The sequence below is a fragment of the Lachnotalea glycerini genome (assembly GCF_003201285.1).
In the GTDB taxonomy this organism is placed as follows: Bacteria; Bacillota; Clostridia; order Lachnospirales; family Lachnospiraceae; genus Lachnotalea; species Lachnotalea glycerini.
This window is the reverse complement of the sequence record NZ_QICS01000019.1, coordinates 26,763-50,703: the sequence shown is the minus strand read 5'-3', so window position 1 is coordinate 50,703 and position 23,941 is coordinate 26,763. Positions and strand designations below refer to the sequence as shown.

29 protein-coding genes and 7 tRNA genes are annotated in these 23,941 nt (G+C 35.8%); 32 read left to right on the top strand and 4 right to left on the bottom strand.

Annotated elements, in window-relative coordinates; all coding sequences use genetic code 11:
* Window positions 1–146 precede the first annotated feature (146 nt).
* Window positions 147–1,289, bottom strand: coding sequence for a pyridoxal-phosphate-dependent aminotransferase family protein (locus C8E03_RS20505; protein WP_094376984.1), 1,143 nt, complete (start codon window positions 1,287–1,289; stop codon window positions 147–149).
* A gap of 329 nt (window positions 1,290–1,618) precedes the next feature.
* Between C8E03_RS20505 and C8E03_RS20500 the strand changes: the two genes are divergently transcribed.
* Window positions 1,619–2,104: a DUF1700 domain-containing protein gene (locus tag C8E03_RS20500; protein WP_094376985.1), complete on the top strand. Its 486-nt coding sequence runs from the start codon at window positions 1,619–1,621 to the stop codon at window positions 2,102–2,104.
* A gap of 29 nt (window positions 2,105–2,133) precedes the next feature.
* Here C8E03_RS20500 and C8E03_RS20495 read toward each other — a convergent pair whose 3' ends face one another.
* Window positions 2,134–2,715: an ECF transporter S component gene (locus C8E03_RS20495; protein WP_110292011.1), complete on the bottom strand. Its 582-nt coding sequence runs from the start codon at window positions 2,713–2,715 to the stop codon at window positions 2,134–2,136.
* Between the two features lie 461 nt (window positions 2,716–3,176).
* On the opposite strand from C8E03_RS20495, the gene C8E03_RS20490 reads away from it, so the two are divergent.
* The 15 genes from C8E03_RS20490 to C8E03_RS20420 all read left to right on the top strand — a co-directional run bounded on the left by C8E03_RS20490 (window position 3,177) and on the right by C8E03_RS20420 (window position 10,885).
* Complete coding sequence (locus C8E03_RS20490) at window positions 3,177–3,377, top strand: hypothetical protein (RefSeq protein ID WP_110292010.1); 201 nt, start codon at window positions 3,177–3,179, stop codon at window positions 3,375–3,377.
* A 380-nt stretch (window positions 3,378–3,757) separates the two neighbouring features.
* Entirely contained in the window at window positions 3,758–4,060 is a 303-nt protein-coding gene (locus tag C8E03_RS20485; RefSeq protein ID WP_094376988.1) for a rhodanese-like domain-containing protein, read from the top strand.
* 107 nt (window positions 4,061–4,167) lie between these two features.
* Window positions 4,168–4,710, top strand: coding sequence for a phosphodiesterase (gene yfcE, locus C8E03_RS20480; protein WP_110292016.1), 543 nt, complete (start codon window positions 4,168–4,170; stop codon window positions 4,708–4,710).
* Window positions 4,711–4,760: 50 nt separating this feature from the next.
* Window positions 4,761–5,909: a THUMP domain-containing class I SAM-dependent RNA methyltransferase gene (locus C8E03_RS20475; protein ID WP_094376989.1), complete on the top strand. Its 1,149-nt coding sequence runs from the start codon at window positions 4,761–4,763 to the stop codon at window positions 5,907–5,909.
* Window positions 5,910–5,911: 2 nt separating this feature from the next.
* On the top strand, window positions 5,912–7,624 hold the full coding sequence (locus C8E03_RS20470) for a lectin like domain-containing protein (RefSeq protein WP_110292009.1): 1,713 nt from the start codon (window positions 5,912–5,914) through the stop codon (window positions 7,622–7,624).
* 42 nt (window positions 7,625–7,666) lie between these two features.
* Complete coding sequence (locus C8E03_RS20465; protein WP_110292008.1) at window positions 7,667–8,758, top strand: N-acetylmuramoyl-L-alanine amidase family protein; 1,092 nt, start codon at window positions 7,667–7,669, stop codon at window positions 8,756–8,758.
* Window positions 8,751–9,350, top strand: coding sequence for an XTP/dITP diphosphatase (locus tag C8E03_RS20460; protein WP_110292007.1), 600 nt, complete (start codon window positions 8,751–8,753; stop codon window positions 9,348–9,350). The genes C8E03_RS20465 and C8E03_RS20460 overlap by 8 nt, the downstream gene beginning before the upstream one ends.
* Window positions 9,351–9,848 carry a YfcE family phosphodiesterase gene (locus C8E03_RS20455; protein WP_110292006.1) on the top strand — a complete coding sequence of 166 codons (498 nt, stop codon included), beginning with the start codon at window positions 9,351–9,353 and terminating at the stop codon, window positions 9,846–9,848.
* A gap of 316 nt (window positions 9,849–10,164) precedes the next feature.
* A tRNA-Pro gene (locus tag C8E03_RS20450) sits at window positions 10,165–10,239 on the top strand.
* Between the two features lie 25 nt (window positions 10,240–10,264).
* A tRNA-Gly gene (locus C8E03_RS20445) sits at window positions 10,265–10,335 on the top strand.
* A 58-nt stretch (window positions 10,336–10,393) separates the two neighbouring features.
* Window positions 10,394–10,467: transfer RNA gene (locus tag C8E03_RS20440), tRNA-Arg, on the top strand.
* A gap of 25 nt (window positions 10,468–10,492) precedes the next feature.
* Window positions 10,493–10,566 (top strand) — tRNA-His (locus tag C8E03_RS20435).
* A 29-nt stretch (window positions 10,567–10,595) separates the two neighbouring features.
* Window positions 10,596–10,667 (top strand) — tRNA-Gln (locus C8E03_RS20430).
* 43 nt (window positions 10,668–10,710) lie between these two features.
* Window positions 10,711–10,783 (top strand) — tRNA-Lys (locus C8E03_RS20425).
* A 22-nt stretch (window positions 10,784–10,805) separates the two neighbouring features.
* Window positions 10,806–10,885 (top strand) — tRNA-Leu (locus tag C8E03_RS20420).
* 83 nt (window positions 10,886–10,968) lie between these two features.
* Here C8E03_RS20420 and C8E03_RS20415 read toward each other — a convergent pair.
* Entirely contained in the window at window positions 10,969–12,207 is a 1,239-nt protein-coding gene (locus C8E03_RS20415; RefSeq protein WP_110292005.1) for a tyrosine-type recombinase/integrase, read from the bottom strand.
* A 5-nt stretch (window positions 12,208–12,212) separates the two neighbouring features.
* The gene (locus tag C8E03_RS20410) at window positions 12,213–12,521 is read right to left on the bottom strand and encodes a helix-turn-helix domain-containing protein (RefSeq protein WP_110292004.1); all 309 of its coding nucleotides are present in this window, start codon (window positions 12,519–12,521) and stop codon (window positions 12,213–12,215) included.
* 162 nt (window positions 12,522–12,683) lie between these two features.
* Here C8E03_RS20410 and C8E03_RS20405 point away from each other — a divergent pair, with 162 nt between their 5' ends.
* From C8E03_RS20405 to C8E03_RS20335, 16 genes are all read left to right on the top strand, one after another.
* A complete protein-coding gene (locus tag C8E03_RS20405) occupies window positions 12,684–12,923 on the top strand; it encodes a helix-turn-helix domain-containing protein (RefSeq protein ID WP_110292003.1) in 240 nt (79 codons plus the stop codon).
* A gap of 41 nt (window positions 12,924–12,964) precedes the next feature.
* A complete protein-coding gene (locus C8E03_RS20400; RefSeq protein ID WP_110292002.1) occupies window positions 12,965–13,204 on the top strand; it encodes a hypothetical protein in 240 nt (79 codons plus the stop codon).
* Between the two features lie 347 nt (window positions 13,205–13,551).
* Window positions 13,552–14,337, top strand: a complete 786-nt coding sequence (locus tag C8E03_RS20390; RefSeq protein ID WP_110292000.1) for a Rha family transcriptional regulator — start codon at window positions 13,552–13,554, stop codon at window positions 14,335–14,337.
* A gap of 13 nt (window positions 14,338–14,350) precedes the next feature.
* The gene (locus tag C8E03_RS20385; RefSeq protein WP_110291999.1) at window positions 14,351–14,554 is read left to right on the top strand and encodes a helix-turn-helix domain-containing protein; all 204 of its coding nucleotides are present in this window, start codon (window positions 14,351–14,353) and stop codon (window positions 14,552–14,554) included.
* An 88-nt stretch (window positions 14,555–14,642) separates the two neighbouring features.
* A complete protein-coding gene (locus C8E03_RS21805) occupies window positions 14,643–14,828 on the top strand; it encodes a hypothetical protein (RefSeq protein ID WP_146212346.1) in 186 nt (61 codons plus the stop codon).
* 13 nt (window positions 14,829–14,841) lie between these two features.
* Complete coding sequence (locus C8E03_RS20375; protein ID WP_110291997.1) at window positions 14,842–15,084, top strand: hypothetical protein; 243 nt, start codon at window positions 14,842–14,844, stop codon at window positions 15,082–15,084.
* Complete coding sequence (locus C8E03_RS20370) at window positions 15,081–15,782, top strand: bactofilin family protein (RefSeq protein WP_110291996.1); 702 nt, start codon at window positions 15,081–15,083, stop codon at window positions 15,780–15,782. The genes C8E03_RS20375 and C8E03_RS20370 overlap by 4 nt, the downstream gene beginning before the upstream one ends.
* A gap of 3 nt (window positions 15,783–15,785) precedes the next feature.
* Window positions 15,786–16,046: an AbrB/MazE/SpoVT family DNA-binding domain-containing protein gene (locus tag C8E03_RS20365; protein WP_110292015.1), complete on the top strand. Its 261-nt coding sequence runs from the start codon at window positions 15,786–15,788 to the stop codon at window positions 16,044–16,046.
* Window positions 16,043–16,165, top strand: a complete 123-nt coding sequence (locus tag C8E03_RS22655) for a hypothetical protein (protein ID WP_278321207.1) — start codon at window positions 16,043–16,045, stop codon at window positions 16,163–16,165. Before C8E03_RS20365 ends, C8E03_RS22655 begins: the two co-directional genes overlap by 4 nt.
* Window positions 16,149–16,616 carry a hypothetical protein gene (locus C8E03_RS20360; protein ID WP_242993669.1) on the top strand — a complete coding sequence of 156 codons (468 nt, stop codon included), beginning with the start codon at window positions 16,149–16,151 and terminating at the stop codon, window positions 16,614–16,616. The genes C8E03_RS22655 and C8E03_RS20360 overlap by 17 nt, the downstream gene beginning before the upstream one ends.
* Complete coding sequence (locus tag C8E03_RS20355) at window positions 16,616–17,800, top strand: DUF2800 domain-containing protein (protein WP_110291995.1); 1,185 nt, start codon at window positions 16,616–16,618, stop codon at window positions 17,798–17,800. The genes C8E03_RS20360 and C8E03_RS20355 overlap by 1 nt, the downstream gene beginning before the upstream one ends.
* 1 nt (window position 17,801) lies before the next feature.
* A complete protein-coding gene (locus tag C8E03_RS20350; RefSeq protein ID WP_110291994.1) occupies window positions 17,802–18,584 on the top strand; it encodes a DUF2815 family protein in 783 nt (260 codons plus the stop codon).
* 53 nt (window positions 18,585–18,637) lie between these two features.
* Window positions 18,638–20,617 carry a DNA polymerase gene (locus C8E03_RS20345; protein ID WP_110291993.1) on the top strand — a complete coding sequence of 660 codons (1,980 nt, stop codon included), beginning with the start codon at window positions 18,638–18,640 and terminating at the stop codon, window positions 20,615–20,617.
* 12 nt (window positions 20,618–20,629) lie between these two features.
* Window positions 20,630–23,038: a virulence-associated E family protein gene (locus tag C8E03_RS20340; protein WP_110291992.1), complete on the top strand. Its 2,409-nt coding sequence runs from the start codon at window positions 20,630–20,632 to the stop codon at window positions 23,036–23,038.
* A gap of 350 nt (window positions 23,039–23,388) precedes the next feature.
* Window positions 23,389–23,565 carry a hypothetical protein gene (locus C8E03_RS22160; RefSeq protein WP_170123085.1) on the top strand — a complete coding sequence of 59 codons (177 nt, stop codon included), beginning with the start codon at window positions 23,389–23,391 and terminating at the stop codon, window positions 23,563–23,565.
* An 11-nt stretch (window positions 23,566–23,576) separates the two neighbouring features.
* On the top strand, window positions 23,577–23,894 hold the full coding sequence (locus C8E03_RS20335; protein WP_110291991.1) for a VRR-NUC domain-containing protein: 318 nt from the start codon (window positions 23,577–23,579) through the stop codon (window positions 23,892–23,894).
* Window positions 23,895–23,941 lie beyond the last annotated feature (47 nt).

Here is a 23,941-nt window from a genome sequence, read left to right as displayed (position 1 = left end):
GGGATTGGTTATAGGCTCAATATTAACATTTAATAATATAGGAAAGAAGACAGAATTTTGACTTTTACAGTCTTTTTTCCTATATGCGTTTTGTTCATTTCATAATGTAGTACGAACTCTTTTTTAATAAATTGGCTATTTAGTGGTTAGTCATGTGATTCATTTAAATTATAAAGAAATATATCCTTTAGATTATTGGTTAGTGGAAAATTCAATTGCCTTAAAACCTCTGTCAATGCATTCAGTGTCAATGCAACATCATCTATGTTACAGTTTTCACCCATATGGCCGATTCTGATAACCTTATCAGCCATAACATCAAAGCTTCCAGCAATCATTATTTGATATTTTTCTTTTAATATTGTCAAAATATCTTTGCAATTTATTCCAGAAGGTACTTGAATCACAGTTACGGTGTTTGAAAAGCCACTTTTAAGATAGAGTTGTAGTCCTCCTACTGTGATTGCATTTCTTACAGCATTTGCAATTCGCTTATGTCTTAGATAAATATCAAGATCAAGAGATACATTGTCAAGAGCCGCCCTCAATCCATAAATATCACTAATTGGCATCGAATAAGGAAACCATTTATTTTGGTAATAATCTTTTAAGTTTAGTATATTTGCATAGTAGGATGCAATTGGCGTTTGGCGGTTTCGCATGGCTTCAAAGGCAGAGTTACTTACCGCTATCATGGATAAACCGGGAGGAGCAGACAGGGCTTTTTGTGACCCGCCGCATACGATATCAATGTTACATCTATCTACATTCAATGGCTCTCCAAACATAGCGGATACAGAGTCAACAACAGTCAGAATTCCATATTGGTGAAGGAGAGGACATATTTCACTCACATTGTTTAGTACTCCACTGGGAGTATCACAGTGAACCAATGTTGCATATTTATAATTATGATTAAATTTTAGAAATTTTGCTAATCTGGCAACATCAATTTCATCTGTATAGCTATCTGTATAATAGACAGGAATCCCTCCGTATATAGTTATGAAATCTGCAAATCCTTTTCCAAATACGCCATTGTCAAGAACCAGGACCTTATCGCCTGGTTCTGTTAAGGAGGCACAAGCGGATTCAAGACCTAAAATACCTTCTCCACTCATGATATATACGGGATTATCGGTTTGCAGCAGTTTGCCTATCAGCATACAAGTATCCTTATAGTAATCATAAAATTCTAAATCCAAGTCAGGATTGGTAGTTTCAATGCTTCGGGCATAGCGTACATTATCTCTAACCTGTGTCGGACCGGGAGTCATTAACTTAACCATTTTGTATCCCCTTTCTATATGTAATGATAGTTATCTAAGACAGCACATGTACTACTTATTAAATTGAATTATATAAATCACATTCTTATATTATAAAATAAATGGATTATTTAAAATAGCCAATTTTAAACAAATCAAACATACCAGTTTTAAGATGATTATGTGATAAAAATTAGTGAATTGGGTGAAACATATTCTATAATAATGAATTAATTGTGAAAGTGTAGTATTTTTAAAAGCAATGGTATATAATAAAACATATTTTAAAGGATAATATGATGATATAAGCAATAATATAAATTTGCTTCTAAGCTATATAGGAGGAAAAAATGAGTAAGCACGAATTTTTAAATACCTTGCAAGAGGCTCTGGAAGGTGAAGTTACACAAAATGTTATGAATGAAAATCTTTCTTATTATAAAAACTATATTGATGGAGAAATTAGAAAAGGAAAAAGTGAGTCAATGGTATTGCAGCAACTTGGAGAACCTAGATTAATTGCTAAAACAATCATTGATACAAATAGTATTGAAAAAAACAGCAGAACTTATACTTACAGTAATGAAAATGCAGAAGAACAAAAGGAAGAAAGTAGAAGAAAAGGTTTTAATGCGGCTTATGATGAGCAAGATGGTTGGGATGTTAGATTTGGAAATTTTAAAATAAATTCGTGGTATGGAAAAATGCTAATAATAATTATGTTGATTGTTATTTTGTGTATAGTTGGGCAAATTGCGATTGCCATTCTTCCAATCTTATTTCCTGTTATTGTAATTTTTTTCCTTGTTTCTTATTTTACGGGTGGAAGACGTTAAGATATTAGTATAAAAAAGATAAGCAGAAATCAAATTTGCTTATCTTTTTTTATACTATGCATCTCATGATAAATACAGTCACGGATATCATTAATTTTTAATAAAACCGGAAGCAAGGCCAGAGAAATAAGAATACCGGCAATACCTTGAAGTATATTAAATGGAACTCCCAATAGTGATGCAGACATTGCAGCAGCTAAGGAAGTGCCGGTGGTACTTTTTGCCGTTGTAATGAATAGGAAAACTTCATAAGCATAATAGCCAGATACCATAAAAAGCTCGCCTGGTATTCCGGCTATAATAGTTCGCATTGTGTGATTACAATTAGTATGATTGAATATTAAGCCTGCAATTAGAGCAGTTATAGCCTTAATAACTAGTGTAGCCGGTGCAAATGAGATATAGCCTGAGAAAATATCGGCAAACATAGAACCGATTCCGGCTGAAAGTGCACCTGCCACAGGTCCTAAGATAATACCACACATTAGAACCAAACTATCACCGGGATGAATATATCCAAAGCTTGGGGTTGGGAGTTTTAACATGGTAGTAACTGTTGTTAGTGCAGCAAATAAGGAACCTATTACTATTTTTTTAGTTTTATTATTCATATCGAACCTCCTTTTGTGCAATAGAGATAAAACATAAAAATCAATAAATTTTATACAGTCTATTGTTAAGTTGAGGTAATTATACAAGACATATGGCATATTCGAAATAGCCAGTTTTGTTAAAAATTATCATACCAGTTTTGCTTATTAGCCAGGGGTGATTGAAAAAGAAAAATACAAAGATCAAAGGCTTGGTAGGGGAGCTACCAAGCCTTCAATGAGGGGAGTATAAATAATTAATAAGGGGTTATATAATGTAAAAAAAATTCTTTGAAGGGTAAATTCTTTTTACAAGAAGATTATAACTCATCTTGTCGAAAAATGCAATATATAATATAAAAAATGTTTTTTATGTAAGTTATGTTAATAAAATGATATTTTTGATTTTATATTTTGTGAATAATAAATATAAAAATAGGGATAATAGAATTTGTAAATAAAATAATTTAGGAGGAATTAAAATGGCAAAGTCTAATACTACTAATTCAGCAAACTCAACAAACTCAACAAACTCAACAAACGAAGCTAAAAATTATACTTCAAAAAGTGCTTATAATGCAAATAACTGCAAGGATTCCACATCTGATACAACTAAGTCATCTAACTTAAAAGATAAAGAATCTTCTAAGACTTCATCAAAGAGTACAAATAAGCTTAGCTAATAGGATTTATTTTGAAGTAAATCAAAATTCAATATTTTGCATAAAGAAGCAATGGAGTAATCGTGCCATTGCTTTTTTATGCAATAGGAAATCGTCCTATTACATAAAAATGCTTCGTGGAATGCGCACGAATGCAAGTAGAAAATGTCACTGCGTGACTGCATTCGGAGCTAGAAAGCAGTCAAGTAAGTCCCTCATGAGTGAGGATTAGGGAGCTGATGCGCACTTGTTCGCTATTGTATTTAATAGGAAAGTTATACGAACAAAATCATATTAATTATTAAACATCTTGACATTATAAGAAATTAGTAATGTACTTAGAAACAAACTAAGGTCAGTAGAATATAATAAGATAAGAAAGCAAGCAAGGTAGTGTTAATATGAGATTTGAAACAATATCAGCGAATGAGCTTGATTTTTATATAAATAACAATAATTATTTGATAGTTGACTTGCGTGAGGAAGAAGACTATGTAAAAAGCCATATTACTGGAGCTATTTATATGGATTATGATTTAATAGAAAGTAACAGCATTGAGCTGCCAAGTAATAAAATTATTATTTTGTATTGCGACAGAGGAGGATTAAGTCTGATGGCTGCAAAAAAAATGAGTGTAATGGGGTACCGGACAATTAGTGTAGTAGGAGGATTTAACTCGTATCACGGAAAAAATTTGACATAAGATGTATAAACTTATTGACAGCATATTTTGCGGGAGATAGTATAGAGAGTGAGATTTGTTTATCGATATTAAATATTTTGTATTTTGAAGATACGGAGGAAAAGAAAGTGAAGTTAATGTTTGCATCAGATATTCATGGATCAGCATATTACTGTGAGAAGATGATAGAAGCTTATAAAAAAGAAAAAGCAGATAGATTAATATTATTAGGTGATTTACTTTATCATGGCCCAAGAAATGATTTACCTAAGGAGTATGCACCAAAGAAAGTGATAGCAATGCTAAATGCAATAAAGAATGAGATATGTGCGATAAGGGGAAACTGTGATGCTGAGGTAGATCAAATGGTATTGGAGTTTCCTATTATGGCAGATTACTGTATTTTATTTTTAAATGGAAGAACAATTTATGCTTCTCATGGTCATATATATCATACAGATAATTTGCCACCTTTAAAAAAGGGAGATATTTTTATACAAGGACATACTCATGTACTCATGGCTCAAAAGGATGAAGCAGTTATCCTATTAAATCCAGGGTCTATTTCCTTGCCGAAAGAAAATAATGAACAAACCTATGGTATAATAGAAGAAAATAATTTTCAAATTAAAAACTTTAATTATGATGTTGTTAAGGAGCTAAGGCTGTAGCAAAAGTTTAATATCATGAAATATAAATGAAATGGAGAAATATACTAATTATGAAAAAATTTCAACTTGTTATACCATGCCATTTTGGCTTAGAAGCGGTTTTAAAGAGAGAAATAATAGATTTAGGTTATGAGGTAAGTCTTGTGGAGGATGGAAGGATTACTTTTGAAGGTGATGCAGAGGCCATTTGTAGAGCAAATATATTTCTTCGCAGCGGAGAACGTGTTTTATTACAGGTTGCTAGATTTAGGGCAGAGACCTTTGAAGAGTTATTTCAAAATGTTAAATCTATACCATGGGAAGAATATATTCCGGTGGATGGAAAGTTTTGGGTAACAAAGGCATCAAGTGTGAAAAGTAAATTATTTAGCAGTTCGGATATACAGTCGATTATAAAAAAAGCAATTGTTGAAAGAATGAAATTAAAATATAATGTTTCATGGTTTGAGGAAAACGGGTGCGATTATCCCATCAGAGTGTTTCTTATCAAAGATGAGGTTACAATTGCTCTTGATACGACTGGGGATTCCCTGCATAAACGAGGATACAGACTAAACTCTGCTATTGCACCTATATCGGAAACTCTTGCAGCAGCTCTAATTATGCTCACTCCTTGGAAGAGAGACAGAATATTAGTAGATCCGTTTTGTGGAAGTGGAACATTTCCAATTGAAGCAGCTATGATTGGAGCCAATATAGCTCCTGGTATGAACCGTTCTTTTATTGCTGAAAATTGGACAAACCTAATTGATAAAAAGGAATGGTACGACTCTGTAAATGAAGCAAATGACTTAATTCGGTTGAATATTGAAATGGATATTCAAGGATATGATATTGATCCCACAGTTATTAAGGCTGCAAGAGAAAACGCAAAGCTTGCAGGAGTAGATAAGTTCATACATTTTCAAAGAAGGGCTGTAAGTGAATTAAGTCATCCTAAAAAGTTTGGCTTTGTAATTTCCAATCCGCCTTATGGAGAACGTTTGGAGGATAAAAAGGATTTGCCGCAATTATATCATGAAATTGGAGAATCTATGAAACGACTGGATTCATGGTCTGTATATTTGATTACGAGCTATGAAGAAGCTGAAAAGTATATCGGTAGAAAGTCGGATAAGAATCGTAAACTTTATAATGGAATGATAAAAACTTATTACTATCAGTTTTTAGGACCAAAACCTAAGAAAAGTGGGAGATAATTTTGAAATATTCTATAAAATATATAGTTTTTACAATTATATTATTTGGACTATTAAACTTAAATACCAATGTATTTAATAAAAATGCTTCTGTTGTAAAGACCAATGATATTAGCTATGTAAAGGATATCTGGAATCCACTGATTTCAGATAGTGTAAATGAAAAAAAGATTATTTTAGTGGTGGATGGCTTAGAGGTTGATGTGGACAAGCAGGATATGTTTATGGATGAAAATCTGAATATTATGATATCATATAAAAAGTTAAAACAGAACTTTGACTGTGCGGTTAATCTTTATGATAACGACAGACTTGTGTTTGAAAAATATAATACAAAAATTGAGTTAGAGATAAATTCTAATACTGCTTATATCAATAATGCTGAAATTGAATTGGATTCAGAACCATTTATTTGTGATTCAGAGATTTATGTGCCTCTTGAATTAGTAGCCAGGGAATTTGATTATGATTATCAGTGGGATATTGCAGCTAATAAAATTTCAGCTTTGAATAATTCATTAGATAATCCGATTGTACCATATTCCTATGATTTGCGAGATGTGGCAAGAAACAGCAAAGTAAAAAATCAGGGTAGCTTTGGAACCTGCTGGGCGTTTGCTTCTTTAACTGCGATTGAGTCATCTCTATTGCCAGAGGAAGAATTAGAGCTTGCACCAGATCATATGTCGTTGCAAAATAGCTTCAGCTCTTCTCAAAATGATGGCGGTGAATATACTATGGCTGCCGCTTATTTAACCAGTTGGCAAGGACCTGTTTATGAAAAGGACGATCCATATGGAGATGGAGTATCAAATCCTAATCTAACTGCTGTAAAGCATGTTCAGGAGGTACAAATTCTGCCTGAGAAAAATTATGAGAAAATAAAGGAAGCTGTGTATAAATATGGAGGTGTACAATCCTCGTTGTATTTATCTTTAACAAGTCCTACCAGCAAGTCTGTGTATTATAATAGAAAAAACTATGCTTATTGCTATAAAGGGGAAGAACGCCCAAATCATGATATTGTAATCATTGGTTGGGATGACAACTATCCAAAAGAAAATTTCAACATGGTACTGGAACAGAATGGAGCTTTTATATGCCAGAACAGTTGGGGTGAAAGCTTTGGAGATGATGGTGTTTTTTATGTATCCTATTATGATGTTAATATAGGTATTCATAATGTTGTTTATTCCTTGATAGAGGATACGAATAATTATGATAATATCTATCAGTCCGATTTGTGCGGTTGGGTGGGACAGTTGGGATACGGAAGGGAAAGTGTTTATTTTGCTAATGCTTATACAGCAAATACAAAAGAAGAGGTAAGTGCTGCCGGATTTTACGCAACTGGAGAAAACACGGATTATGAAATGTACTATATTAGTAATTTTGAAAATATTGAATCATTAGATGTAAATAATAGGAAGCTAATTAAGAAAGGAAAATTCGAAAATGCTGGTTTTTATACAGTTAAATTTGATACCCCTAAGCTAGTAGCTGAAGGTGAAAAATTTGCAATCATGATATATATAAATACTCCAAACTCCGTTCATCCGGCTGCAATTGAATATCATGCAGAAGAATCAACAAAAAATGTGGATTTAAGTGATGGAGAAGGATATATTAGCAACAGAGGAAAAAAATGGGATAGTGTTGAGGAAACACAAAGCTGCAATTTGTGTCTTAAGGTATATACCAAAAATGTACCCTAATAGTAATATCCCAGTTAATCTATGAGAGGAGCCGCTTAGGTAATGTTAGCAGAAGAAAGACTAATAAAAAGGACCGCAATCGGCAGTACGTTATTTGCTATTGGAGTATCCATTATCTTGTTTCAACTTCCAAACCAAATAGTGGTTGAAACAGTAACGAAGCAGGTTGAAGAAAGTCAGGATGTAAACGAAGAAACAATGAATTATTATGATGAGGCAGAAATAGATGGAGAGAATGCTTCCAAAGTAACGAGCTATTTAAAAATTCCCTTGCCAGAGGAAGTGAAAGAAGAAGATATTACGATAGAGGACAGCTATATTAGTCAAACGATAAGTATAACAATCCATAATATAGATGAAAACTTTTTTAATGACAACCCATTGGTGGGCAGCAGTGATCATATTAGTAATATTGCGTACAGTTCTTCGAACCAAGGTGCTACAATTGAGCTGTTATTAGATAATGTATATGAATATAATACGGAGTATGTGAATAATAGTTTAAATATGACCTTTATCGAGCCTAGAAGCATGTATGACAAAATAGTTGTTATTGATGCGGGACATGGTGGTAAGGATGATGGTACTGAGCATTTTAACACAGTTGAAAAGGAAGTTAATCTGGATATAGTTTTAAAGCTAAAAGAATTGCTGGATGCATCTGATATAAAAGCATATTATACAAGGCTTGATGATACAAAGCCTAGTAATGCAGACCGGGTAGCCTTTGCCAACAGTATAAAGCCTGATTTTTTTATCAGTGTACATAATAATGGAGATACAAAAGCATCCAGTTCAAGTGGAACAGAGGTTTTATATAATGACAATGAAGAAAGTACTGGGTTTGGCAGTAAGGAATTAGCTCAGATATGTCAAGACGAATTAGTGGAAAAACTAGGAAGTAGAGACAGAGGTCTTGTAAATGGAAGTACAATTAAAATTATCAGGCTTTCGGAAATCCCGGTTGCATTAGTTGAGGTAGGATTTATAACAAATAAGACTGAGGCTGCCAATTTAAAAAGTGAAAGTTATCAAAAAAAGGCCGCACAAGCTATCTATGATGCAATTGAAAAAGCGTATGAAGCAAGGGACAATACAGGTGTAAATAGTACACAGGAGACGGAAAATGAATAATAAAATTATATTTGCAACAGGCAATGAAGGCAAGATGAAAGAAGTAAGGAGTATATTATCAGACTTAGGAATGGAAATACTATCTATGAAAGAAGCCGGAATCGATGTTGATATTGAAGAAAATGGGACAACTTTTGAGGAAAATGCCTTGATTAAAGCAAATGCAATAAAAGCTATCTCAAATAGCATTGTATTAGCGGATGATTCGGGACTAGAAGTAGATTACCTGAATAGGGAACCGGGAATCTATTCAGCCCGTTATATGGGCGAGAATACGCCTTACACGGTTAAAAATAGTAAAATTCTTGAACTGCTTAAGGATGTTACGCCGGAAAATAGAACGGCAAGATTTGTATGTGCAATAGCAGCAGTGCTGCCTAATGGTAAGGTATTTACCACCAGAGGGACAGTTGAGGGGATGATAGGATATGAGATAAGCGGTGAAAACGGTTTTGGTTATGATCCGATCTTTTATCTGCCGGAATTTGGTTGTACCACAGCACAGCTTGATATGAATAAAAAAAATGAAGTAAGTCATAGGGGTAAAGCATTACAAGCAATGAAAGAGATTCTTAGGAAAGAGGAAGAATAGATGAAAATATTAATTGTAAGTGATACTCACAGACAGAACAAGAACTTGTTTGAAGTAATTAAAAAGGTTGGACCCCTGGATTTGTTGATTCATCTGGGGGATGCTGAGGGCAGTGAAGATAGAATTACATTAGAGGCTGACTGTCCGGTAGAAATGATAGCTGGGAATAATGATTATTTTTCTGATTTAGCAAGAGAGAAGGAGATAAAAATTGGGAAATACAGGGTTTTGTTAACACATGGCCACTTTTACTATGTAAGTGTTGATACTGAGAATATAAAAACTGAAGCTATCAGCAGACAGTTTGATATTGTAATGTTTGGGCATACTCACAGACCTTTATTGGAAATAGAGGATAATATTATAGCACTTAATCCGGGCAGTTTATCCTTTCCAAGGCAGAGTAATAGAATCCCTACCTATGCGATTATGGAAATTGATGCAAAAGGTGAGGCTCATTTTACGATTAATGAGTATAAAGGAAAAAGAGAAGAATAATAGAATATTGAGAAGAGAATAAGGGGTTAATTAAATCTATTATGGAACGAGAATAGATTAGTAGAAGGAGTTTTAAATAAAAGCGTAATTTAGAGTATGAAAAAATTTTATCAATAGTTTAAATAATTAAAAATTTTAAAATAATATAAATATTTCAAACAAAGAACTTGAAATAGGTAACAAAAATTACTGTAAGGCGCATAAATACTAGGTTTATGATGAAAATAAAAAAGTTTGAAAAAGATGTTGACAATAAGCCATTCCTAAGATATAATATATCTTGCGTCATAGGAAAGCAGTGAGGCAAGAGAAATAACGGGGTGTGGCTCAGCTTGGCTAGAGCGCCTGGTTTGGGACCAGGAGGTCGCAGGTTCGAATCCTGTCACCCCGATTCGCTAACAATTTAATATTGATTTGCGGGTGTAGTTCAATGGTAGAACACTAGCCTTCCAAGCTAGATACGTGGGTTCGATTCCCATCACCCGCTTTATGATACAATTTGTTTATGGACAAGATATATCATACAAATATAATTTTTATGACATGTGTTTGTAGCTCAGTTGGATAGAGCAACGGCCTTCTAAGCCGTGGGTCGGGGGTTCGAATCCCTTCAAGCACATTTTTTTTCGCCAAAATTGCTTATGGTGGGTATAGCGCAGTTGGTTAGCGCGCCAGATTGTGGCTCTGGAGGCCCAGGGTTCGAATCCCTGTATCCACCTTGGTTTTTCGTTTTAGAAAAGCGTATAGTGGGCTATCGCCAAGCGGTAAGGCACAGGATTTTGATTCCTGCACTCGCTGGTTCAAATCCAGCTAGCCCAGTTAGCTAAAGTAAATGTTAATTTTAATCATATGAATTGGTTATGGGATATTAGCTCAGTTGGTAGAGCACTTGACTTTTAATCAAGTTGTCCGGGGTTCGAATCCCCGATGTCTCACTTGTTATCATTGATAACATATGCGGATGTGGCGGAACTGGCAGACGCGCTAGACTTAGGATCTAGTGGGAGACCGTGCAGGTTCGATTCCTGTCATCCGCAGTACTAAGGGTACAGAGATTTTTGATTTTATTAAAAATTTAATGTAGCCGAAAATGTAGCCAATGTTTTAATTACATTGGCTATTATACTATTTTAAATGACCTTTTTAATTCTTCTTTTGTTTCTTCCTTATTTTCCTTTTCTTTGTTATTTACAAATGATATAGATTCATTTATTTTATTAGCAGCTTCCTCATCCATTTCCTTTAATACATGTTGATATACCTCTCTGAGCGTCGAAACATTTGAATGCCCTAGTCTTTCAGCAGCTACCTTATCAGAAATTCCATTGTGAAGCATAATAACCGCGTTATAGTGTCTAAGATCATGCAAACGTATTTGGTCTAGATTGTGTTTTTTTAACAAGTTTGAAAACATTTCAGATAAAGACTGTGGTTTCCAGCGTGTAATTATATTCTCTAATTTAGGAGGATTGTTTTTTCTTTCATAATAATCTCTTAATGTATCGATTACATAGTCAGGAGCTATTATTGTTCTTTTACTTGTTTCGTTTTTGGGCATTTTCTCTAAATTATCATTAAATCTTACTTGCGTTTTTTCTATTGTAATTACTTTTTTATCAAAATCAATATTATCCCAGGTTAGTCCGCACATCTCACCGCGACGCAACCCACACCCAGCTCCTAAAATAACAGGTATTTCTTCATCTTCACCACGTACAGCAATAAGTAATTTAAAAAATTTATCCTTATCATATACATTTGGACTGAATTTTTCAGGAGAGGATAATTTAACTCCGCTTGTGGGGTTCTTTTTGAGTTGATCATTAACTATAGCATAATTAAAAGCTGCCTTTAAAAATTTATTTAACTTAATAACCGAATTGATACTAAGAGGTTTTTGTTTTTTGGTCACCATTTTATTTCCTTGTTTAATCTTATAATCTCTTTCAATAGACATTTTGTTATTATAAAATGCATCAAGGGTAATTGCTTTTATATCTTTAAGTTTTGTAGACTGAAAGTATGGTTCAAAATGAACATCTATATACATTTTGAAAAGTTCTGCTGTTGTTTTTTGCCATTTAGCGCTGTCAGGATAAATGTATTTAGATTTCCACATATCACAGCCAGAGCATATTCTGTGGTAATCTTTTAGAAATTCAATTAAGGTGTCTTTCGAATCTCCTATATATTGGTCTGTTTGTAATTCATATAAAACAATATTAACTTTTTCTTCTACTTCTTTTTTTGAACCTCCATAAATGACTTTTCGTTTTCTTTTGCCCTTATTGTCCCTCCCTAATTCGATTTGACCAACCCATTTTTTATCTTCGTCTCTTTGATAAATAGAAGCTTTCATTTTAATTACTCCTTTATTACATCAATCAATTTTTCAAGTTTTTCAGGTGTTATGTCTTCTTTTACACATTTATTAATCGCATTTTCATAATTTTTATACTGTATGCTATTGATGTCTCCATTTCCTGCAATCCAATCAAGTGTAACTTCAAAATATTCTGCCAAAGTTATAAGTGTGGACAAACCAGGTTCTGATTTTCCAGCTTCATATCTCCATAATAATGATTTTGCCAATCCCAATGATAACGCCAATTCTGAAAGTGACAAATTTCTTTTTTCTCTTAATTTTTTTAATCTTTTACTAAATTCGTTCATTTTGGTTTCCTTTCGTTTGAAACGTTTAATATTTGAGTACAATTATATCAAATTTGTTTAAAATAAGCAATAAAAACATATTGACTTGCTTTGATTCATGTGCTATATTTTAAATATGTTCTTTATATAGAACGATATAATTACTGGAAAGGAGATATTGATATGTTGCAAAAACAAGATAAAAAGCTTCACAAACTCAAATATTATCGTGCTTTAGCAGGACTTAAGCAATCTGACTTTGGAACTCTTTTGGGCTGTACAGAACAAAATTACTCATTAAAAGAGAGTGGACACACAGAATTAAAAAGAAAAGAAATGTTACTTATTCAATCAGCTTTAAACAAAAAAATGAAAGCGATGGGGGAAGAATCGCTATCACTGGATGAAATTTTTTTACCCTGAAACGTTCTAAATATAGAACAATACAAAGAAAGGATGATTAAATGAATCAAATAGAATACGTATCAGAAAGAATTGTTAATATAGCTGTACTAGAAGAGACAATCGAATCGGCATATTTGGATATTTTGAACATAAGGAATGAATTGGAAAAAGACACTCCCTCAATAGATTTCTTGGAAGAAGTGTCAAAAAGACTACACATGAATATTTTGAAAGCAAAAGATTTTGAATTTCGTGTAGAACAAAGAAAAGTATTTACTGAGAATAGCCGTCAGTATTAATATTGATAACTTTCTTAAATTGGTCTAGTAGTTCACAGCGATTATCTTTATTTGGACAACGCAATAATTTAAAATTATTAATTTGTTTTGATAATGGTAGTTTACTGTTTTCAACGATAGGACAAGTAGCATATAAAAATTTAGCTATATCGGTGTCACTGGATAATAAGTATTTACCTTTTAGAGTTATTTTTTCATTCCAGTGAGGACAAGTAACAGTTTTTCCAACAATTGTGTAATAAGTCAATAAATATTTTCTCCTCTCTTATGTACTTAGCTTGGCAGAGCCTGTATTTAAATTATAGGAGAATACAAACAAAAAATCAAATAAGAAAGGAAATTAAACTATGAAACAAATTGAACAGACAATAACCACTTTAGAAGTCGCAGAAATGATGGAAACAGAACATTACAAAATACTTGAAAAGTTAGAGGGCACAAAGGATAAGAAAACAAAGGGTATTATACCAACAATGTGCGCCCACGAAATTGTGGTGGCTGATTACTTCAAGGAAAGTACATATCAAGATGCACAGGATAAGCCAAGAAAATGTTATTTAGTAACAAAAATAGGTTGTGACTTCCTAGCAAACAAATTCACAGGAGAAAAAGGAATATTATTCACTGCTAAGTATGTAAAAAGATTTAGAGATATGGAACAAATTATCGTGAATAAAATTTTACCTGTTCAAGAATTATCTCCAGAACTTCAATTATTCAAAAGCATATTTGACCAAGTGGCAAAACAGGAACTCGAAAATAAGCAAATCAAGCAAGATGTACAAGAGGTTCGACATAATGTCGAGGATATTCGTGAAATTGTAGCGTTGAATCCGAACGACTGGAGAAAAGACTCATCCGCGCTTATTAATAAAATGGCTTTAACCTGTGGTGGATATGAACATATCAGAGTTATCCGTGAAGAAAGTTACAAATTACTAGAACAGCGTTTCGGAGTAGCTCTTGGTATTCGTCTTACTAATAAGAAAAAGACAATGTCTCTGAATGGTGTTTGTAAGTCCAGATTGGACAAGCTTAATCAACTTGATGTAATTGCAGAGGATAAGAAGCTAATCGAGGGATATATTGCAATCATTAAGGAAATGGCTGTCAAATATAAAATTTCTTTATAGGGAGGTAATTAGATTGGTAGAACCTTATAAACCTATTTATACAGCAAAAGAGGTATCAAAGATGCTTCATGTAAGCACGAACGCAGTGTATGAATTTATGAATAATGGGCAACTTCCATATTTACAACTTGGAAGTAAAAAAGTTAGAGGGATTGACTTAGAAAATTTTATTAATACTTATCCATCGGGACAGGAGGACAAGCCATGTACGGATTAGGACTAACCTTAATCATAATAGGTGGATGTTGCATGGACAGTGTGGATTTACGCATTCCTGTAGCATTAATTTTATTTGGTGCTGGGACATGCTTAATCAAATATACGAAGTTGCACCGGTGCAACAGAAAGGTGGAAGATTGGAAGATGCAAAAATATTTAAAGCCGTGATGAAAATGTACATTGATCAGATCGATGATAACCACTTGAAATTGTTACAAAATAATTGTGCATTGCTTCGGGCGGCGGTAATCAAGAGTCGGAGAGAAAATTGAAAGGATGTGAAGTATGAACGAAGAATTCTACAGGCAACAGATTCATGAAATGGTTGACAGCATTACACAACTTAAAAGGCTAACAATTGTTTATTTCTTTATAGTTGGATTAGTAGGAAGCTTTAACAAGAATGATATTAGTACAAAACGTTTAACAGAAGAAAAAAGGACTCACAAAGCAGCAACTTTGATAAGTCCAGTAACTAATAACAAATTATATGTGCATAGTAGCACAGAAATGGAGAAAAAGCAATGAAAAAATATGAGTTCACAGGGGAAACCAAGACAAATATCTTTGGAAAAACGTTAAGAAGAATCAAAGCATCTATCAGTTTTGGAATCGTAGAAGTTGGAAAATTAGGCGGCTGGATTGAAAAAGAAGAAAACTTGTCAGATGAGAACGATGCATGGGTTTCCGGCAATGCAGAGGTTTACGGCAATGCATGGGTTTCCGGCAATGCAAGGGTTTCCGGCAATGCAAGGGTTTACGGCGATGCAGAGGTTTACGGCAATGCATGGGTTTCCGGCAATGCATGGGTTTCCGGCAATGCAAGGGTTTCCGGCAATGCAAGGGTTTCCGGCGATGCATGGGTTTCCGGCGATGCAAGGGTTTACGGCGATGCAGAGGTTTACGGCAATGCAGAGGTTTACGGCAATGCATGGGTTTCCGGCAATGCAAGGGTTTCCGGCAATGCAAGGGTTTCCGAAATTACACACTTGGTTGTAATTGGACCGATTGGTTCTCGAAATGATTTTACTACATTTTACAGAGACAAGGACAAGGAAATCTCGGTAAGTTGTGGATGTTTCTTGGGAAAAATAGATAAATTTATTCAGAAAGTGAGTAAAACTCGGGGACTGGCAAATGGTGAAACAAAACATGCGATTGTTTACAAATTAGCTGCGGAACTTGCTAAGACACAGATAGATTTGTCAACCGAAAGTGAGGATTAATTAATGATTAAAGGAGTAGTTAGACAAGTTGATCAGTTAGGTAGAATTGTACTACCAAAAGAAATGAGAAGATCACTAAATATTGAAACAGGTGAACCGCTAGATATTTATCTAAGGGAGGGAATTATCAGTATTGAAAAATGCAAACTACAATGTGCTATCTGTGGTAGTTCAGAGGAAAATGAGTTGCTTACTATAGATGGTATCCATATTTGTAGAGAATGCGCGACTAAGGTGCATTCAGTGTGGGAGAGTAAGAAATGAAACATTACTATGTGACTTGCCTGAATTGTGGTGCAAATTTAGACCCTGACGAAAAATGTGATTGCAAAGAAAAATATTCAAATATTAAGGAGGAAAAGGAAGATGGAAATAACGATTAATATTCAAGGTTTAGAAGTAATTGCAAGTGCTATTAACAATATGGCGGAGGCACTAAAAACGAGTAAGGTACAAACAGTATCAAACTTAGCGCCTATCCCGGTAATGCAGAAAGCTATGGAACAGGATGTATCAGCTAACCAAAATATGACGGTTCAACAATCAAGTCAACCGGCTATACAAGCACAGATACCAACACAACAACCAATTAATACATATACTCAGACACAACCGACATCAGCTACGAACCAACAGACGACTATTCAGACAGCCACAACAAGTTATACACTTGATAATCTATCAGCAGCCGCAATGACTTTATTAGATACAGGAAGACAACCGGATTTACTTAATCTACTTGCACAGTTTGGAGTTGAGTCTTTACCAGCATTGCCACAAGAGCAGTACGGGGCATTCGCAACAGCACTTCGTGGATTGGGGGCACAAATATAATGGCTCATTCAGAAGAAAGGGCACACGCTATTTTAAGTGCCTCAGGATCACATCGGTGGATGAATTGTACACCGAGTGCTCTACTGGAACAACAGTTTCCAGATACCACGTCAGAAGCGGCGAAAGAGGGTACTCTTGCGCATAAGTTAGCAGAGTTAAAAGTTAGAAATTATTTTTATACTGTAGACTTTGGAAAACGTAAGCTTACAGCCGCGATTAATAAACTAAAAAAGGAAGAGCTTTGGCAAGACGAAATGATGAGTTACACAGATGAATATCTTGATTATATTAAGACAACTGCTCTTGCGCTGAAAAGCGCTCCATACGTAGTAATAGAAAAACAGGTTGATTTCAGTACCTATGTTCCAGAAGGGTTTGGAACAGCAGATTGTGTCATGATAAGCGGCAAAACACTACACGTTATTGATTTTAAATACGGAAAGAGTCCAGGTGGACGTGTTGATGCAATAGGAAATCCACAACTCGCTTTATATGCCTTGGGAGCTTATGAAGCATACAAGATACTTTATTTTATTGAAGAAATAAAGTTATCCATTGTTCAGCCAAGGCTTCCTGATGGCATATCAGAATGGAGTTGTTCGCTAAGTGAGTTACTTGCTTTTGGAAATTATGTTAAAGAAAGAGCCGAGCTTGCAATAAAAGGGGAGGGCGATTTTAAACCAGATGTGAAAACTTGCGAGTACTGTAGGGCAAAAGGAAAGTGCCGTGCAAGATCAGAAGAAAATGTGAAGCTTGCATTTGATGTTGGAAAGATACCACCTCTTATATCAAATGAGGAAATGGGACAATTTCTGAAACAAGGAGAGGATGTAGCCAAGTGGTTAAGTGATCTACAAGATTGTGCCTTAGCTGAATGCCTAGCAGGAAATGAAGTGGCAGGATGGAAAGCGGTTGAAGGTAGAGGCTCAAGAAACTGGACTGATATGGATTCGGCGTTTGATAAATTATCAGCAAATGGAATATCAGAAACTGTTTTATGGGAAAAGAAACCTCTTACATTGGCGCAAGTAGAGAAAGTAGTAGGTAAGAAAGATTTTGAATCCTTTGTAGGAGAAATGGTGGTAAAAGCACCGGGAAAACCTACTTTAGTGAAGGAATCAGATAAAAGAGAAGCAATTACAAACATTATAAGCGCAAAAGACGCTTTCAAGGAGGAAAATTAATATGAATGATTTAACAAATGTAACAACCGGAGAAGTGAGATTATCTTACGTACACTTATTTAAACCTTATTCACCAATGCCAGGACAAGAAGAAAAGTACAGCACTACCATTTTAGTGCCAAAATCAGATGTTGACACAATGAATCGTATTAATGCAGCCATTGAGACAGCGAAACAAAAAGGAATTACTGAAAAATGGAATGGCGTGTGCCCTCCTATGATTCCAACTCCTGTTTATGATGGTGACGGAGTAAGACCATCGGACGGTATGGCGTTTGGTCCCGAATGCAAAGGTCAGTGGGTGTTCACTGCAAGTGCAAAATCAGATTATCCACCCGAAGTAGTGGATGCAAATGGAAACCCTATTATCAACCAGTCAGAGGTTTATAGCGGTATTTATGCTCGTGTGAATGTAACATTTTTCCCTTATGCGTTTGGTGGAAAGAAAGGTGTTGGCTGTGGATTAGGACCAGTACAAAAGAGAAGAGATGGAGAATCATTAGGCGGCAGTGCATTATCAGCGTCACAAGCGTTTGGAGCTTCACCACAGCAAGCTGTACAGCCACAATTCAACCAACAACAGCCTCATACTCAATCACAGCCACAATATAATCAACAACAGGCTTACGGACAGCCTCAACAATATGCGCAGCCACAATTCAACCAACAACAGCCTCATACTCAATCACAGCCACAATATAATCAACAACAGGCTTACGGACAGCCTCAACAATATGCGCAGCAACCAACAGGGATTAATCCAATTACCGGACTTCCATATTAATTAAAAGAGGGGCATATGCCCCTCAATCTATAAGGGAGGAAAGGGAGGACTACATGATAGAACATCATTTGAGTATAGATATAGAAACAAGGAGCAGTGTAGACATAAAAAAGGCAGGAGCTTATAAATATGCTCAATCACCAGATTTTCAAGTTTTATTGTTCGCCTATGAGTGGAATAACAATGGTGTAGAACTTATTGATTTGGCAAATGGAGAAATCATTCCAGATTATATCAATCAAGCCTTGTCGGACAACAGAGTAGTCAAACATGCTTACAATGCGGCATTTGAGTGGTATTGCTTGAATAAGGCCAGCTATAGTACCCCAATTGAACAATGGCGTTGTACTATGGCGCATGGACTTTATTGCGGGTATACCGCAGGACTGGAAGCAACCGGAAAAGCAATTGGTCTTTCACAGGATAAACAAAAGCTTACAGTTGGTAAGGCATTGATTAAATATTTTTGTACTCCTTGTAAACCAACTAGGACGAATGGCGGTCGTACATGGAATCAACCATGGCACGATAAGGAGAAGTGGGAATTATTTAAAGAATATTGTAAACAAGATGTTGTTACAGAAAGAGAAATATTAAAACGATTGAGTCTTTTTCCTGTCCCGGATGATGAATGGTATATGTGGCAGCTTGATATCCTGATGAACGCTTACGGAGTTAAGGTTGACAGAAAAGTTATTGAGGGAGCTTTGTGTATTGATACCGTTAGCACCGAAAAATTGACAGAGGAAGCCATCAAAATTACAGGGTTATCAAACCCAAACAGTCCAGCGCAACTTACTGAATGGCTAGAAAAGGAAACAGGAAATAAGATTGATAACTTGCAAAAAGCAACGGTTATAGAGCTTTTAGATAAAGATTATCCGGAGAATGTTAGACGCGCTCTTGAAATCCGTCAGCAGCTTGGTAAAACATCCATAAAAAAATATGTAGCTATGGATGAAGCTTGCGGAGAAGGTGAAAGAGTGCGAGGACTTACCCAATACTACGGAGCAAATCGGACAGGACGATGGGCGGGAAGATTAGTACAGTTGCAGAATCTTCCTAGAAATTACATAAAGACCTTAGATTACGCTAGAGAGCTTATTAGGAACAAAAATTATAGCGGACTTAAATTACTTTATGGAAATGTACCAGATACTCTTTCACAATTGATCAGGACAACTTTTATACCATCAGATGGCAATAAGTTTGTGGTAGCAGATTTTTCCGCCATTGAAGCCCGTGTGATTGCATGGCTCGCGGGAGAACAGTGGGTTAATGAAGTATTTGCTACACACGGGAGAATATATGAAGCTACAGCTTCTCAAATGTTTCATGTCCCGATCGAGAAGATTACAAAAGGAAATCCAGAATATGATCTAAGACAAAAAGGTAAAGTGGCAACACTAGCACTTGGATACCAAGGCGGGACAAACGCCCTTATTGCTATGGGGGCACTAGATATGGGGTTATCAGAAGACGAATTACCAGACATTGTTCAAAGATGGAGACAGGCAAATCCTAGAATAAGGGACTTGTGGTACGCGGTGGAACAAGCAGCCTTGACCGTAATGCAGACAGCGCAGCCACAAGGAATCTATGGACTCATTTTTGCTTTAGAAGGTGACGTGGTATACGGACAATCTTTCTTAACGGTACAACTTCCAAGTGGAAGAAAGTTATATTATCCAAAACCATTTTTAAAGGAAAATCAATTTGATAAGATGGCTATCCATTATTATACCGTTGGACAGCAGACAAAAAAATGGGAAGTGACTTCAACCTACGGAGGAAAAATGACAGAGAACATCGTGCAGGCTATCGCAAGAGATTGCCTTGCGATAACAATTAAACGCATTCACGACAAAGGATTACAGACAGTATTTCATGTCCATGATGAAGTGATTGTTGATGCTCCTTTGGGTGTGCAGGTAGATTATTTATGTAATATCATGTCAGAGCCTATATCGTGGGCGCCCGGGCTTCTACTAAAAGGAGCAGGATTTGAAAGTAGTTATTATATGAAGGACTAGGAGGAAGCAAGTATGCAGAATAATAAAAAACTGCAAATAAGTATGGCCGGAAGTAGAAAAGCTATGCACTGGCCAAAAAGTATTATCATGTGGTCAGAATTCATTGACCGGTTAAAAAATCCTGTCCGGAGCACTGAAACATTAGAACAGTATTTAGCTTTGCCTAAATCCCAACAAGACGATCTGAAAGACATAGGAGGCTTTGTTGGGGGAACCTTTCTGGGCAATAGAAGAAAAGCTTCATTAGTAGAAGGAAGAGACTTGATCACCCTAGATATGGATAATATACCAACGGGTCAGACGTCAGATATTTTAAAAAGAGTCCATGGGTTAGGTTGTGCTGCAGTAATCTATAGTACCCGTAAACATGCTGAATTTGCCCCGAGATTAAGAGTTATTGTGCCCCTTGATAGAACATCCACAGCAGATGAATATGAACCAGCAACACGAAAATTAGCTGCACTTATCGGGATTGAATTTTGTGATCCTACCACTTTTGAGGCTTCTCGCTTGATGTATTGGCCGAGCTGTAGCGCAGACAGTGTTTATGTCTGTGAGGCATATGACAATGCATTTTGTAGCCTTGATGGACTCCTTGGAATGTATGGGGATTGGCAAGACGTTTCATCATGGCCACAGGTTCCTGGAACTGAAGCTTTAGAACGCAGACGTTTGGCAAAGCAAGAAGACCCAACTGTTAAGAAGGGAATTATTGGTGCATTTTGCCGTACATATACGATTACTGAGGCAATGGATAAATTTATACCAGGAATGTACGAAGATACAGCAATTTCTGGAAGATACACCTATGTAGGTGGTCATACAACAGGTGGGGCCATCGTTTATGACGGAGATATGTTTCTTTTCTCCCACCACGCAACAGACCCGTGTTCTGGTCAGCTAGTGAATGCTTTTGACTTTATCAGACTTCATATGTACGGAGATAAAGATGTTGAAGCCAAGGAGGGAACCCCAGTTAATAAGCTGCCATCTTTCGTGGCTATGAATCAATTGGCGCTAAGAGATAAAGCAGTAACGGATTTAATAGCAAAGGAGAAGTTTGAAGCAGCAAGAGAAGCGTTTTGTACCCCTGAGCAATTTGAACAACATCCACAAGATGATTTAAGTTGGATTAGTAAATTATCAGTGGATGGTAATGGAAATTATCAAAAGACAGTCAACAACGTGATTATCATATTGGAAAATGATCTTCTACTGAGAGGAAAAATTGTTACGGATGAATTTGCAAACAGAGGTCTTGTACTTGGTTCGGTTCCATGGAATACCGTGGATGAAAAACGTCAATGGGTTGATCCGGATGATGCAGGATTTTTCTGGTACATGGAAACTTATTACGGGATTACTTCAAGAGATAAACTAGACGCTGCGCTAACAATAGTAGGCGGACAGAACATGATTAATGATGTAAAACGGTATTTAAAAGGCCTTAAGTGGGACGGAGTAAAGCGCCTTGATACGCTATTGTCCGATTATCTGGGTTCAGAAGATACAACTTACACAAGGGCAGTTATGAGAAAATCCCTTTGCGCAGCGGTCGCAAGAGGTGTTGTAGGTGGTGTTAAATATGATTATATGCCTATTTTTACAGGTCCTCAGGGAATCGGAAAAAGTACGTTTTTAAGTGTACTAGGGAAAGAGTGGTTTTCTGATAGTCTTGCAAGTTTTGAGGGCAAAGACGCGGCTGAAATGATACAAGGTACTTGGATCAATGAAGTTGGCGAACTAACAGCCATGACAAAACAGGAAACGTCAGCAGTTAAACAATTTTTAAGTAAACGAGAAGATATCTACAGGGCAGCATATGGTAGGCGTACAGAGCGATATCCAAGGCGTTGTGTATTTTTTGGAACAAGTAATGACAGTGAGTTTTTAAAGGACTCCACAGGCAACAGACGCTTTTGGCCAGTGGATGTGGGCGCGCATCCTGCTAAGAAATCAGTCTGGAACGATTTACCGAAAGAGGTAGATCAGATATGGGCGGAGGCATACACATATTGGATATTGGGAGAAGAACTATTTCTTTCAAAAGAGATTGAAGAAATGGCATTTGAAGAACAGGAAAGTCACAGGGAGACTTCCGGGAAAGAGGGAATTATATCAGATTTCCTTGATAAGAAAATTCCTTCAAATTGGGATCAGATGGATTTACAAAAAAGGAGAATGTTTTGGAACGGACAGCTTCATTTATCAGAGAATGAGGTTCTAGTTGTCCGAGATAAGGTGTGTGCAATGGAAATATGGGCGGAATGTTTTAATGGTGATACCAAATATATGAAGCGTCAGGACAGTACGGAAATAAACAATATTATGTTGAGTATGAAAGAATGGAAACGCAATAAATCAATGCGCAGATATGGGCCATATGGCAGGCAAAAAGGATTTGAAAGAGTGTCAACTTAAGTTGGTTGACACCTTAAAATTTTGGTTGACGGTGGGTGTCAACCATGTCAACTAATAAGTCATAAAAGTTGACATACTTATTTGACACCTTAAACAGCATAGATACTGATAAAACAATTAAATGTCAACTATGTCAACCAATTATCTATATTAATATAAAAATAGATATATTAGGTATATATGTGTATTACCTGAATTACCTGTTATACATATCACATTACATGTTATATGACGGAGTTGACAGCAATTTTTAGAAGGGACGGAATATGAATAACGAGAAAAACATTTTATGCGCAGAAATACTTCTTGCAAAATACTTTACCGAAAACAATAATCCTGATTGACATCCTGTGAAAGATGTACTGGAGGAAGTAAAGTTTCAGGGCATACAAAAATCAGAATTTAAGGATGCAAGAAAAAGGCTAGAAATAGAATCAAAATCATTTGAAGATGGATACCATTGGAGATGGACCAAAGAGGATAATCCTGAAAAGTTATGGAGGGATCTAAGCAAGGAAGTTTTTTGAGGTGAGAGCAATTGAAAGAAAGCGATATAGAAAAAATGTTAGTAAGTGTAGTAAAGAAGTTAGGTGGCAGAGCCTATAAATGGATAAGCCCAGGCAACGATGGAGTGCCAGACAGAATTGTTATTTTTCCTGATAGGCAACCCATATTTGTGGAATTAAAGACAGACAAAGGAAAATTAAGTGCATTGCAATCTGTACAGATAAAGAGACTTAGAGAATTAGGGCAGCCTGTGGAAGTGGTAAAAGGAATCAACGGACTAAGTCAGTTCTTCCAAGATTACGGATACGAAGAAGTAAGCAAAGCAATTGATTGCAAATATGATTTATAGAGTTGCGCCGGCGCAACAGAAAGCAGAAAAGAGGTGATGCCACATGA